Origin of the sequence: Flavobacterium sp. (assembly GCF_043756175.1) — a bacterium.
Classification (GTDB): domain Bacteria; phylum Bacteroidota; class Bacteroidia; order Flavobacteriales; family Flavobacteriaceae; genus Flavobacterium.
The window spans coordinates 48,769-61,466 of sequence record NZ_JAYURN010000170.1; the positions used below are offsets into that span (position 1 = coordinate 48,769).

Annotated in this window: 14 protein-coding genes; 10 read left to right on the top strand and 4 right to left on the bottom strand. The window is 31.2% G+C overall.

The features are described 5' to 3' along the window. The first annotated feature begins 100 nt into the window (after positions 1-100). The gene (locus tag ACH2BP_RS13290) at positions 101-931 is read left to right on the top strand and encodes a formylglycine-generating enzyme family protein (RefSeq protein ID WP_395060668.1); all 831 of its coding nucleotides are present in this window, start codon (positions 101-103) and stop codon (positions 929-931) included. Positions 932-1,005: 74 nt separating this feature from the next. Further along, a complete protein-coding gene (locus tag ACH2BP_RS13295) occupies positions 1,006-1,425 on the top strand; it encodes a nucleoside-diphosphate kinase (RefSeq protein ID WP_395060670.1) in 420 nt (139 codons plus the stop codon). A 66-nt stretch (positions 1,426-1,491) separates the two neighbouring features. Here ACH2BP_RS13295 and ACH2BP_RS13300 read toward each other — a convergent pair whose 3' ends face one another. Then, positions 1,492-1,788 (bottom strand): DUF721 domain-containing protein, encoded by a 297-nt coding sequence (locus ACH2BP_RS13300; RefSeq protein WP_395060672.1) that lies wholly within the window; start codon positions 1,786-1,788, stop codon positions 1,492-1,494. A gap of 1 nt (position 1,789) precedes the next feature. After that, on the bottom strand, positions 1,790-2,209 hold the full coding sequence (locus tag ACH2BP_RS13305) for a lipocalin family protein (RefSeq protein ID WP_395060674.1): 420 nt from the start codon (positions 2,207-2,209) through the stop codon (positions 1,790-1,792). Positions 2,210-2,386: 177 nt separating this feature from the next. On the opposite strand from ACH2BP_RS13305, the gene ACH2BP_RS13310 reads away from it, so the two are divergent. After that, positions 2,387-3,472 carry a serine hydrolase domain-containing protein gene (locus ACH2BP_RS13310; protein WP_395060676.1) on the top strand — a complete coding sequence of 362 codons (1,086 nt, stop codon included), beginning with the start codon at positions 2,387-2,389 and terminating at the stop codon, positions 3,470-3,472. A 29-nt stretch (positions 3,473-3,501) separates the two neighbouring features. Here ACH2BP_RS13310 and ACH2BP_RS13315 read toward each other — a convergent pair whose 3' ends face one another. Continuing rightward, a complete protein-coding gene (locus ACH2BP_RS13315) occupies positions 3,502-4,095 on the bottom strand; it encodes a glutathione peroxidase (protein WP_395060678.1) in 594 nt (197 codons plus the stop codon). Between the two features lie 4 nt (positions 4,096-4,099). Continuing rightward, positions 4,100-7,228, bottom strand: coding sequence for a cytochrome c biogenesis protein CcsA (gene ccsA, locus ACH2BP_RS13320; protein ID WP_395060680.1), 3,129 nt, complete (start codon positions 7,226-7,228; stop codon positions 4,100-4,102). A gap of 154 nt (positions 7,229-7,382) precedes the next feature. Here ccsA and ACH2BP_RS13325 point away from each other — a divergent pair, with 154 nt between their 5' ends. The 7 genes from ACH2BP_RS13325 to ACH2BP_RS13355 form a co-directional block, all read left to right on the top strand. Further along, positions 7,383-8,144 (top strand): Rossmann-like and DUF2520 domain-containing protein, encoded by a 762-nt coding sequence (locus ACH2BP_RS13325; protein WP_395060682.1) that lies wholly within the window; start codon positions 7,383-7,385, stop codon positions 8,142-8,144. After that, on the top strand, positions 8,128-8,655 hold the full coding sequence (locus ACH2BP_RS13330; RefSeq protein WP_395060683.1) for a KdsC family phosphatase: 528 nt from the start codon (positions 8,128-8,130) through the stop codon (positions 8,653-8,655). Before ACH2BP_RS13325 ends, ACH2BP_RS13330 begins: the two co-directional genes overlap by 17 nt. A gap of 81 nt (positions 8,656-8,736) precedes the next feature. Beyond that, positions 8,737-9,660 (top strand): geranylgeranylglycerol-phosphate geranylgeranyltransferase, encoded by a 924-nt coding sequence (locus ACH2BP_RS13335; protein ID WP_395060685.1) that lies wholly within the window; start codon positions 8,737-8,739, stop codon positions 9,658-9,660. Further along, on the top strand, positions 9,650-10,237 hold the full coding sequence (locus tag ACH2BP_RS13340) for a Maf-like protein (RefSeq protein WP_395060687.1): 588 nt from the start codon (positions 9,650-9,652) through the stop codon (positions 10,235-10,237). The genes ACH2BP_RS13335 and ACH2BP_RS13340 overlap by 11 nt, the downstream gene beginning before the upstream one ends. An 89-nt stretch (positions 10,238-10,326) precedes the next feature. Next, positions 10,327-10,848 (top strand): hypothetical protein, encoded by a 522-nt coding sequence (locus ACH2BP_RS13345; RefSeq protein WP_395060689.1) that lies wholly within the window; start codon positions 10,327-10,329, stop codon positions 10,846-10,848. A 104-nt stretch (positions 10,849-10,952) separates the two neighbouring features. Next, a complete protein-coding gene (gene truA, locus ACH2BP_RS13350) occupies positions 10,953-11,705 on the top strand; it encodes a tRNA pseudouridine(38-40) synthase TruA (RefSeq protein ID WP_395060691.1) in 753 nt (250 codons plus the stop codon). Beyond that, a partial coding sequence (locus ACH2BP_RS13355) for an ABC transporter ATP-binding protein (RefSeq protein ID WP_395060693.1) occupies positions 11,692-12,698 on the top strand: 1,007 nt, incomplete at its 3' end. The genes truA and ACH2BP_RS13355, both read left to right, overlap by 14 nt.

Genomic DNA, 12,698 nt, shown 5'->3' on the forward strand with positions numbered 1-12,698 from the left:
CGTCGATTTTAATATCGAATTAACTGAAAAACATTGTTTTTACTGAAAATAACTCTATTTTCGCACACCGAATTTACGTTTTAATAACAATTTAATAATTATGAGTAAAAAATACTTACTTACAGCAATATCAATATTTACCATTTTTCTTACTTCATACGGACAACAATCTAAAAACCTAGTTATTCAAATGGTTAAAGTAGAAGGTGGGAAATTCTTAATGGGTTCACCTGACGAAAACAAAATTGCCGAAAACGATGAGCAAAAACAACACGAAGTTACTGTAGGAAATTTTGCAATAAACAAACTAGAAGTTTCAGTCTGGGAATGGAAACAATACTGCAAAAAGACTAAAAAGAAAATGCCAGCCCAACAAGTTTGGGGAATAAATGACAATTATCCTATTACAAATATTACTTGGAACGAAGCTATTGCTTATTGTAACTGGTTGAGTAAACAAGACGGATATAATCCTGTTTATACTGTTGCAGGTCCTAACATTGTTTGCGATTTTAGTGCAAATGGATACAGGCTACCTACAGAAGCAGAATGGGAATATACTGCAAAAGGTGGAAAAAAATCTAAAAACAATATTTTTGCTGGCTCAAATATTTCTAGCGAAATTGCGTGGAAACAAAATAATAGCGAAAAAAGACCACATGCTGTAGGAACAAAATTAGCTAATGAATTAGGTATTTATGACATGAGCGGAAACGTTTGGGAGTGGTGCTATGACTGGTACAACAAAGATTATTATAAAAGTGAAGATGGAAACAATCCAAGTGGTCCAATAAGAGGTGAGAAAAAATCGGTTCGTGGTGGTTCTTGGGATAGCAAAGAAAGTTATTTGAGAACTAGTAACCGAATTAGCACAACACCAGATAGAACTTATGAATTTTACGGATTTAGATTAGCTAGAACAGTAAACTAAAAATATATTATACAAAGTAGCCTACAAATTTTACAAAAAAAGACTATTTTTGCACCAAATTTAAAAAAATAAAAATGGCAACGAATAGAACATTCACAATGATTAAGCCTGATGGTGTTGAAAACGGACACATTGGCGGAATAGTAAACATGATAACTGAAGCTGGTTTCAAAATTGTATCAATGAAATTGACTCAATTGACAGTGGCTGATGCACAAAAATTTTATGCAGTTCACGCAGCAAGACCTTTTTACGGAGAATTAGTAGAATTTATGTCTAGAGGTCCAATTGTTGCTGCTATTTTAGAAAAAGAAAATGCAATCGAAGATTTTAGAAACTTAATTGGTGCTACAAATCCTGCTGATGCTGCCGAAGGTACTATCCGTAAAAAATACGCTACTTCTATTGGAGAAAATGCTGTTCACGGTTCAGATAGCGACGAAAATGCTGCTATTGAAGGTGCTTTTCACTTTGCAGGAAGAGAGCAATTCTAATACTAGAAATAGAATAAAATTCAAAATCCCATTTCATAAGAAATGGGATTTTTTTTATACTTAAATTTATCTAAGAACTACATCTTTCACAACTTCTTTCCCCAATTCTTCATTTATCATTTTGATGATTTTGTCTTTCCCATAACTTAACTCTTCTCGCAAAACCGACGAAGTGAGTTCTACATATAAAATATTATTACGCAATGCCACACTTCGAGTATAATTATTCACACCGTTTCCCATCAGGTTCTTCCATGCATCAATAACAAAAACTTGGTTTAATCCTGATTCGAGTTTATTGGTTTTGATAATTTGATTCAAAATATCGCCAACAATGCTTTGATTATTAATTCGTTTTGCCATTTTATTTTTTTGTATTTAAAACGACTTTACTAAAATATAATTTCCCTTTATCGGCAGTTTCTAAAACCAATTCTTTTTCCGAAATAGATTCGATTCTTTCACTATGTTTTCCAAATTTTGATGTAAATTGAATATAAACACCTTCAGAATTATTAGTTATATTTACCGTTTCCGACAAATCATTTACTAAAAAAGTCCCATCAGGTTGCCAATTAACTTTTTTATGAAAACCATTTTTATTTTTTATTTCATAATAATCATACACTTCATTTATGGGATAATCTTTCTTATCTCCATCGATATTTACAGCTTTGGTAATTTGCCAATAGCCATTTAGGTCATCAATTTTCGAAATATCAACTTTTTGAGAACAGCCAAAACAAATTGACATTAGAAATACTAAAATTAAAATCTTTTTCATGTATCGATAATATTTATTTTTTATTGGTCCCGAAAACTATCGGTAGGTATATTTATGAGGAAATCTTTTTCTATGTTCATGATGGGACATCATAAATATTTCATTTTGTAAAAATAGTAATAATACATTAAACCTTTTTGAAAAATTAATGTCTAAATTTGAAATAAACCAATTATTATGAAAGCTATTTTAATTACATTATCCAGCATTTTATTTTTGACTAGTTGTAGTACCGAAACTGTTTTGCCAACACCAATTCCCACTCCTACTCCAATTCATGTTGAAGAAGCTATGTATTATCCAACTATTGGAAGTAGTGTTTGGGAAACAAAAAGCATTCAAACTTTAGGTTGGAATCAATCGGCGGTGCAACCATTGTTAGATTATTTAGCTTTAAAAAATTCTAAATCATTTATCATACTTGTAAATGGAAGAATTGTCATGGAAAATTATTTTAACAGTCACAATGCCGCAGCAAATTGGTATTGGGCAAGCGCCGGAAAAACATTAACTTCTACAGTAACTGGAATTGCACAACAAGAAGGTTTATTAAACATAAATAACAAAGTTTCACAATATATAGGAAGTGGTTGGACAAGTGCTCCGTTGGCTAAAGAAAATCTTATTACTTGCAAAAATTTATTATCTATGAGTTCTGGTTTAGACGATAGTACCGATGCTGTAGATCCCGCAAGCCTTATTTATACTGCCGATGCTGGTACAAGATGGGCTTATTATAATGTCTATGTAAAACTGCAAGATGTTGTAGCGAGTGCTTCCGGACAAACTTGGAGTAGTTATTTCAATACCAAATTAAGAGATAAAATTGGTATGAATGGTGACTGGATTCAAAGCGGAAACAATTCGGTTTATTGGAGTTCAACTAGAAGTATGGCACGTTTTGGGTTACTAATGCTGAATAAAGGAAAATGGAATTCTGACCAAATCCTAAACGAAACTTATTTTAATGAAGCAACTAATACGTCACAAACAATAAATCAAGCTTATGGCTATTTGTGGTGGCTAAACGGGAAATCTAGTTTTCATTTGCCACAAAGTCAATTGCAATTTTATGGAAGTATTATACCTAACGGAGCTAATGATATGTTTATGGCTTTGGGTAAAAACGACCAAAAAATATATGTTATTCCTAGCAAAAAAATGGTAGTTATTAGAATGGGTGATGCTGCAGATACTTCAAATCTTGCTTTATCAGATTTTGATAACATATTATGGCAAAAAATAAATGCACTATATCAATAGTGCATTTATCATTATTTTAATAATATAATTTAGGCTTTAATCCAGCTCACTATTTCGTCATCTATTGGTAAAGTGGTAGGAGCAATTACTTTGAATAAATGGCCTTCAGTATCAATTAAATATTTCTGAAAATTCCATTTTACTTCATTGTCTTCTAATCCGTTTTTAGCTTTTTGAGTTAGGAATTGATATAACAAATGCATATCGTCACCTTTTACTGATATTTTTTCCATCATAGGAAAAGTTACGCCATAATTTTTAGAACAAAAAGTAGCTATTGTAGCATTAGTTCCTGGTTCTTGAGCTCCAAAATTATTTGCAGGAAATCCTATAATTACAAAATTTTTATCTTTAAACTCTGTGTATAATTCTTGCAATTGCTCATATTGTGGAGTTAGTCCACATTCTGAAGCAGTATTTACAACCATTACTTTTTTTCCTTTTAATGAAGAAAAATCGAATTCTTTTCCTTCAATATCTTTTACTTTAAACTGATAAATAGATTCTTGTACCATATTATTTCCTTTTTGTGCATCCGAAGAAGACTGATTTTTAATATTTGATTCTTGATTTTTACAACTCATTAAAATCATTAATGAAAACATCCAAAGTAATTGTTTCATAGTTTTATTTTTTATAATATTTCCTGTATTTAGGATACGTGATTAAACCGATTAATGAAATTGTTCCTAACGAATACCAAATCCAATCTAACGATTTTGCTTCGCCACTTGCGTAAGAATGCAAACCAACTAAGTGAAAATTGACTCCATAATAAGTAAATAAAATAGATACAAATGCAAACATACTCATCAGGTTAAAAAACCATTTTCCTCGCAATGATGGTACAAAACGAGCATGAATTACAAAGGCATATACCATTATACTAATAAGCGCCCATGTTTCCTTTGGATCCCAACCCCAATAACGTCCCCAAGATTCATTTGCCCATTGTCCGCCAAGGAAATTCCCTATCGTAAGCATTATTAATCCTATGGTTAACGCCATTTCATTGATATAAGTTATCTCTTTAATGTTTAAGGACATTTTTGTTTTGTTTTTTTCATTGGTAAAAAAGATAAGCACCAACGACACAAAACCTAAAATCATACCCAATGCAAATGGCCCGTAACTACCCACAATAACCGCAACGTGAATCATAAGCCAATACGAATTAAGTACGGGTTGTAGGTTTGCGATTTCTGGATCGATCCAATTGGCATTGGCCTGCATAAAAATCATTGCGGTAACAAATGCCGCCGAAGCTACAGTTAATTTAGATTTTTTGTCGAAAGCCAAACCAAAAAACATGGTTGCCCAAGCTACATATATAATGGCTTCATATGCGTTGCTCCAGGGAGCATGGCCCGAAATATACCATCTTGCAATTAATGCAATTGTATGAAAACCAAATAAAATACCAATAAATATATGAAAACCATTTACAGTAATTTTTAACCATTTTTTATCGAAGAAAATACTCAACAAGGTAAAAATTAACATTAAAATACTGGCAAAAGCGTAATAATTAAACAACTTTTGTAAGATATTATATTTGTTGTATAGTATTTCTGATGTTATTTTTTCTTCGCTTGGCATGACTTTGCTTCCGTGTTTTTTCTGGTATTTTATAATTCCGTCAAGATAAAAATCTGGTTCCTTATAGTTATTTTTTGCTGCGGCATTTTCTAACGACATTAAATAAATAGGAAGAATTTGCTTTGTAAAAGCAGCATCCATCCCTTTTAAACCCGCATGATTAAGTTCTGCAAACGATGCCCATTTGTTGTTTTCGTCGTTAGGAATTGGAAAAATTTTTAGAATACTTCCTGATAATGCGGAATTCATTAAGTTTATCTTCTTATCTGTTTCTACAAAACCTTTTTCAAAATTATTAGGATTTGCAGCTTTATAAGCAGCATCTAAATATTTTGATAATTTATAATTTCCTATTTCATCAAAAAAATCGATAAATTTTGCTAATTTTTGATTTTTATCAATCCCAATAATACTACGAATACTATCGTTTCCAGGTTTTATATAAATTAACGGGACTTCATACCAAACCGTTGGATATTGTGTCATCGATACAAACACTTGGTCTGAATTCATTTCTTTGTATTTATCAGAATGACTTACTTTTCGTAATAATTCAGACGAAAAGGTATTAATAGGCTTCATTCGTCCGCCCAAATCTTGAATAATTAAACGTCCAAATTTCTCCGCATGTTTTTCGCTAATTTTTCGTTTGTCTAGAACAGAATCTATTTGTTTTTGTGTTGGTTTTATTTCTTTATGATTTTGAGCAAAACCAGATAATGCAAATAATAAAAGAATAACGGTAAGATTGGCTTTTTTAACTTTAACAACCTCTAGTTTTCTTTTAATGTCTGTAAAACGAGAATGTTTTGTAAACATAATTGCCATCATTGCAAAAAACAACATAAAATATCCAATATAAGTGATCCAAGTTCCCCAAAAATCATGACTTACAGAAAGTACTGTTCCTTTCTCATCTGGATCGAAACTTGATTGAAAAAAGCGATAGCCTTTGTGATCTAATACGTGGTTCATAAAAATTTTATAATCAAAATTTGGTTTGTCTTCAACTGTTACTTGACTTTCATAAGAAGAATAACTTTTTTCGGTTCCTGGATATTTTTGAGCAATAAAATCATTTAGTTTTATCTTAAAGGGTAATTCATACGATTTACTTCCAAAAGACAACGTATAATCTAAATTTCCAATTTTAACTGTTTTTGGTTCTCCCATTTTTCCTTTAGAACCTACAAGCGTAACTTCACGTTCTTGTCCTTCTGATTTTATAGCTAAAACAAGAGCATCTTCTTCTCCTTCATTTGCTTTATAATTGTTACTTGATTCGTAACCAATTGCTCCTTTTTTTGCTGGTTCTGGAAACACAAATTGTGCACCACCAACATTGTACAAAGATCGCATCATGAGTGGTTCGGTAGCATCTTTAGTTACTTTTCGTTTCAGTTTGTCAGCCATTCGCATAAAATCACCTTCAAACGGAGTACTTATCGTGTAAGCTCCTAAAGTTGTATTGATGTTTATTGCACCTTTTGTAAATTTATTTAACGAAAACAACACATTATGAATATTTACAACTTCTCCCGATTTTAGGAAATGTTCGTGTCTCGTTCCGCCACCAGATTCGACCATTTTCAAGAAATCGATTCCGTTTTTGTTTTCTATTATGGTTTCTTTTGCACCCATAATAAATTTTTTCAATTCGATTGTAAATGGTGTTTTATCGAAAGATTTATTCAAAGAAAAATAATTATTGGTAGCTTGCGAAAACAAAACAGATTGTTCGAAAGTACGGCGCTTCATTTCGCCTTTATATTCTCCATCGACATTTACAGTTAAAAATGTTTTGTCTGAATAAAAATGATTTTCCGAGGCCCCCTCACGAATAGGCATCATACCTTCGTAGCTGATGTATCTGGTTACAAATGCTCCTAAAAGAATTAATACAAAAGCCAAATGAAGCATAAGTGTTGCCCATTTTTCTTTTTTAAATAACTGATAACGCTTTATATTTCCAACAAAATTTATCATAAAAAAGACCATAATCCCTTCGAACCACCAAGCATTATAAACTAAAATCCTTGCGGTTGTTGTGTTGTATTTACTTTCTATGAATGTTCCTATAGCCATTGTAATTGCAAAAACAACAAACAATATTGCCATTAATCTTGTTGAAAAGAGTATCGATTTTAATTTTTCCATAATAAATTTGGAGTCGTATTTTTTAAGTGCAACAAAAATACTCAAAAATGTTTGTTTCAAATAGAGAAATAGACATAATTTAAGCATAAATTATGATTGGTTTATCAAATTTATAAATTCTAAAAAATTAGTAAATTTTATTTATTTTAGCCAAATGATTCGAGTAGTAATAATAGGTTCGGGAAATGTTGCGCAACATTTGATAAAAGCTTTCGCTAAAAGTGATAATATCGATGTTATTAAAGCATTTTCTCGCAATAAGGAAAACCTTGAAAATATTATCGATTCTTCAAAAATCTCAACCGATTTGAATGATTTAATTGATGCTGATTTGTATATTATTTCGGTTTCCGATAATGCTATTGCAGAAGTTTCTCATCAATTAAATATTGAAAAAAAATTAGTCGTACACACTTCGGGAAGTATTACCATGACTGATTTAAATAACAAAAATAGAAAAGGTGTTTTTTATCCGTTGCAAACATTTTCAAAAAGCAAAGAAGTTAATTTTAATGAAATTCCAATTTGTTTAGAAGCCGAAAATAATGAAGATTACAAATTACTGGAAACGGTAGCCAAATCTATTTCTGAAAAGATTTTTAACATCAATTCAAATCAAAGAAAAGCGTTGCATGTTTCGGCAGTTTTTGTCAATAATTTTGTAAATCATTTGTATAAAATTGGAAACGATATTTGCAATAAAAATAACATTCCTTTCGAAATATTACAACCTTTAATACAAGAAACAGCAAACAAGATTTCTTTACTTTCGCCAAATGATGCGCAAACTGGACCTGCAAAACGAAATGACACACAAACTATTAACTCGCATTTGCAATTTCTAACTAACGAAAACCAGAAGGAAATTTATAAACTATTAACAAAATCTATTATCGATAATGGCAAAAAGCTATAAAGAAATTATGAACGACATCACCACATTTATTTTTGATGTTGATGGCGTACTAACTGACGGAAAAGTACATGTTTCTCCAACCGGAGAAATGCTCCGTGAAATGCACATTCGTGACGGATTTGCTATGAAAGCAGCACTAGAATCTGGTTATAATGTTTGCATTATTTCTGGAGGAAGCAACGAAGGCGTGAGAATCCGATTGAGAAATTTAGGCATTACCGATATTCATCTTGCTGCTCCAAACAAAGTAGAAACCTTTAAAGAATATATCGAATTATACAATATTAAACCCGAACAAGTCTTGTATATGGGAGATGATATTCCTGATTATCATGTTATGAAGTTAGTCGGATTACCAACATGTCCGCAAGACGCTTCCCCAGAAATAAAAGGAGTTTCAAAATATATTTCGCACATAAATGGAGGAAATGGTGCTGTTCGTGATGTGATAGAACAAGTAATGAAAGTGCAAGGAAAATGGCTTACTTATTTTGATGGAAAACACGATTAAAAATGTCACATTGAGCCTGTCGAAGTGATTTTTAGAAAAGGTCTTCGACAAGCTCAGACTGACAAACAAAAAATAAAAAAAATGAAATACCTAAAACTCATTCGATACAAAAACTTAATTATGATTGCATTAATGCAACTTATTCTTTTGTACGGATTTTTAAAATTACAAAATATAGATCTTGCTTTGGCGATTTGGCAATACTATTTATTAATAGTTTCAACGGTTTGCATCGCTGCTGGTGGATATATCATTAATAATATTTTTGACACCAACACCGATTTAGACAACAAACCAAACGATGTTGTGGTCGGAAAATCAGTTTCGGAATCGCTAGCTTACAATTTGTATGTCACTTTTACACTTATTGGTGTCTGTATCGGATTTTATTTATCTAATCTAGTCATGAAACCTAGTTTTTTACTATTTTTTATAATCCCATCAGCCTTATTGTATATTTATGCAACGAGTTTAAAACAAATTATGATTATAGGAAATGTGGTCATTGCAAGTTTACTATCTTTTAGTATCCTTATTATTGGCATTTTTATGATAATCCCAGCTACTGATGAAGCAAATAAAAAAGCGATGTCTACTGTGCTTTCTGTTTTATTCGATTTTGCTATTATTGCCTTTATAATTAATTTTATTCGAGAAATTGTTAAAGACTTAGAAGACGTAATTGGCGACAAAAATCAAGATATGCAAACTTTACCAGTAGTTTTTGGCACTACTAGAACTTCAAAATTAGTATTTGTATTAAGTTTTATTCCTGTTTTGTGTATCTTATATTATGTGTACAATTATTTGTTTCATCTACAATATACAACAGCTTATATTTTCCTTTTTTTAGTTGGGCCACTACTCTATTTTATGATTAAAATATGGTCGGCAGAAACAAAAAATGAATTTCATCATTTAAGTAATGTTTTGAAATTGGTTATATTTTTCGGAATCATTTCTATTGCAGTAATCGGAATAAATATGAAATATTATGTTGCATAAAAAGTTCGAGAACACCAAAATAATTTTAGCTTCTGGCTCGCCTAGAAGACAAGAATTTTTCAAAAATTTAGATTTCGATTTCGAAATTCGACTCAAAGAAATCGAAGAAGTTTTTCCAGAAACTTTACAATCTTTAGAAATCACCGATTATTTAGCCAAACTAAAAGCTTCTGCATTTGATGGCGATTTACTTGAAAATGAACTGTTAGTAACCAGTGACACTTTAGTTTGGTTAAAAAACGAAGCTTTAGGTAAACCAAAAGATTATGACGACGCTTTTGCTATGCTTCAAAAATTATCAAATCAAACTCACGAAGTTATTACATCTGTTTGTTTTAAAACCAAAGACAAAACCGAAATTGTAAATGATATTACCAAAGTTACTTTTGGTACATTATCCAATGAAGCAATCAAATATTATTTAGATAACTACAAACCTTTCGATAAAGCCGGAAGTTACGGAATTCAAGAATGGATTGGATTGATAGGAATAACAAACATTGATGGTTCTTACACCAATGTTGTCGGATTACCCACTGAAAAAGTGTATCGATATTTGTTAAATTTTACTTTTTAATAATCTCACAAAAATTTATGGCACGGTTGTTGGAAATTGATAAACAACAAATATATTTATTAAGTTATTCATAAATAAAACCATAAATCATGAGGAAATTACAATTTATCATCGCAGCATTTATATTGCTATTTACATTACAATCTAATGCACAAGTATCGGTTAGTTTAAATATCAATTCACCACGTCCTACATGGTACAATCATCACGAATCTGAATGTGATTATTACTACCTTCCAGAGATAGAAGCTTACTATGATGTTCGTTCGTCAGTTTATATTTATCTTGGACCAAGAGGTTGGATTCGTTCGCTATATCTACCAGAATATTGTCATAATTATGATGTGAATAACGGATATAGAGTGGCGATAGATTATAGAGGTCATTCTCCTTATGCGTACTTTAACAATCACAGAGACAGATATTATCGTTCAAACTACAGAAACTATCGTGAAGAATATTACCGTCCAAATTACGAAAACAGAAGAGTTTATGTAAGCAACCATCATAGAGATGATGATGATGATGATGATCATAAACATTACAAAGGTCGCGAAAAACAAAATAAAGGTCGAGGACATGGAAATGGCCACGGAAACGGAAGAAGATAATATACTTACTTAATTCTTAAAAAGCAGAGGGCATTTTGTTCTCTGCTTTTTTGTATAATTACCAACCGATTTCTTTTATCTTTGTAAAAAAATCAATTTTTGTTTTGAGATATTTTATCGAATTTGCTTATAACGGAACACATTATCATGGCTGGCAATACCAACCCAATGCTACGTCGGTACAAGAAACTTTAAAGAAGGTTTTTTCGACACTTTTACAGGAAGAAATAGATATTATGGGTGCTGGTCGAACTGATGCTGGCGTGCATGCCAAACAAATGTATGGCCATTTTGATACTAATATTGTTATCGATAATGCAAAATTTATTCATAAAGCAAACTCGTTTTTACCAAAAGACATTGTTGTTTTTGATATAATTCACGTTCACGATCAAGCTCATACCAGATTTGATGCTACTTCACGAACATACAATTATCACATTTCGACTTACAAAAATGTTTTCACTAATGATTTAGCTTGGTATTCATCAAAAAAATTAGATGTCATTGCTATGAATGAAGCAGCAAAATCATTATTAAAGTTTACCGATTTTAAATGTTTTTCGAAAACAAATACCGATGTAAATACATATAACTGCACAATAACCGAAGCTTTTTGGACAATAGAAAAAGAACAACTTATCTTTACCATTACAGCAGACAGATTCTTAAGAAACATGGTTCGTGCCATTGTAGGAACACTTATTAATATTGGTTTGCATAAAATAACTATTGATGATTTTATACAAATAATTGAATCTCAAAATAGAGAAAACGCGGGATTTTCGGTTCCAGCACATGGTTTATTTCTCACAAACATCGAATATCCGTACATAAAGAAAGATGAAAGCATTTGACACAACCCTTTTCAAAAGGATTTTAGAATATACCAAACCATACAAAAAACGTTATTATAGCGTCATTGTTTGGGCAATATTATTAGCGATTTTTGCAGCACTTCGCCCCTATTTACTAAAAAACATAATAGATGATTATGTTTTACCCAAAGACAAAAACGGATTTTCTTTATTCGTAATTCTTATGGCAAGTTCCCTTATTCTCGAAGTGTTATCACAATTCTACTTTGTTTATTGGGCAAACTGGTTGGGACAAGACATTATAAAAGACATTAGAATAAAGCTTTTTAAACACATGACAAGTTTCAAAATTAGTTATTTTGATCACGAACCTGTGGGGAAATTAGTTACGCGTTCTGTTTCTGATATCGAATCTATCGCAAGAATCTTCAGTCAGGGTTTATTTATGATTATAAGTGATTTGCTTAAAATGATAGTGGTATTTGTTTTTATGCTTTACATGAATTGGAAATTGACCATGATTATTCTTGCCGCAATGCCAATCCTTGTTTATATAACTAGAATATTTCAGAGAAAAATGCAACTTGCTTTCGAAGAAGTAAGAAACCAAATTTCTAACATGAATACTTTCGTACAAGAACGTGTTACAGGTATGAAAATCGTTCAACTTTTTACTAGAGAAGATATTGAACTCGAAAAATTTAAAGAAATAAATGACAAACACCGAAAAGCTTGGGTAAAAAATGTCTGGTATAACTCTATATTTTTTCCAATTGCAGACATTATTTCGTCTTTATCATTAAGTTTTATAGTCTATTATGGAGCCATGTTAATCTTAAACGACGATCCATTTACAAAACAAGGAGATTTGTTTGCTTTTACGATGTATATATCCATATTTTTTACACCATTACGTCAAATTGCAGATAAGTTTAACGAAATGCAAATGGGAATGATTGCCGCCAATCGTGTTTTTGAAATATTAGACACCAACAATCATATCGAAGATATTGGTACACAAATTGCCCCAAA

Bases quoted from the DNA above. Each gene is read 5' to 3' on its own strand.
- ACH2BP_RS13335 (WP_395060685.1), top strand. From the start codon at position 8,737: ATGAAATACCTAAAACTCATTCGATACAAAAACTTAATTATGATTGCA.
- ACH2BP_RS13325 (WP_395060682.1), top strand. From the start codon at position 7,383: ATGATTCGAGTAGTAATAATAGGTTCGGGAAATGTTGCGCAACATTTG.
- ACH2BP_RS13330 (WP_395060683.1), top strand. From the start codon at position 8,128: ATGGCAAAAAGCTATAAAGAAATTATGAACGACATCACCACATTTATT.
- ACH2BP_RS13310 (WP_395060676.1), top strand. From the start codon at position 2,387: ATGAAAGCTATTTTAATTACATTATCCAGCATTTTATTTTTGACTAGT.
- ACH2BP_RS13315 (WP_395060678.1), bottom strand. From the start codon at position 4,095: ATGAAACAATTACTTTGGATGTTTTCATTAATGATTTTAATGAGTTGT.
- ACH2BP_RS13300 (WP_395060672.1), bottom strand. From the start codon at position 1,788: ATGGCAAAACGAATTAATAATCAAAGCATTGTTGGCGATATTTTGAAT.
- ACH2BP_RS13295 (WP_395060670.1), top strand. From the start codon at position 1,006: ATGGCAACGAATAGAACATTCACAATGATTAAGCCTGATGGTGTTGAA.
- ACH2BP_RS13290 (WP_395060668.1), top strand. From the start codon at position 101: ATGAGTAAAAAATACTTACTTACAGCAATATCAATATTTACCATTTTT.
- ACH2BP_RS13305 (WP_395060674.1), bottom strand. From the start codon at position 2,209: ATGAAAAAGATTTTAATTTTAGTATTTCTAATGTCAATTTGTTTTGGC.
- ccsA (WP_395060680.1), bottom strand. From the start codon at position 7,228: ATGGAAAAATTAAAATCGATACTCTTTTCAACAAGATTAATGGCAATA.
- ACH2BP_RS13340 (WP_395060687.1), top strand. From the start codon at position 9,650: ATGTTGCATAAAAAGTTCGAGAACACCAAAATAATTTTAGCTTCTGGC.
- ACH2BP_RS13345 (WP_395060689.1), top strand. From the start codon at position 10,327: ATGAGGAAATTACAATTTATCATCGCAGCATTTATATTGCTATTTACA.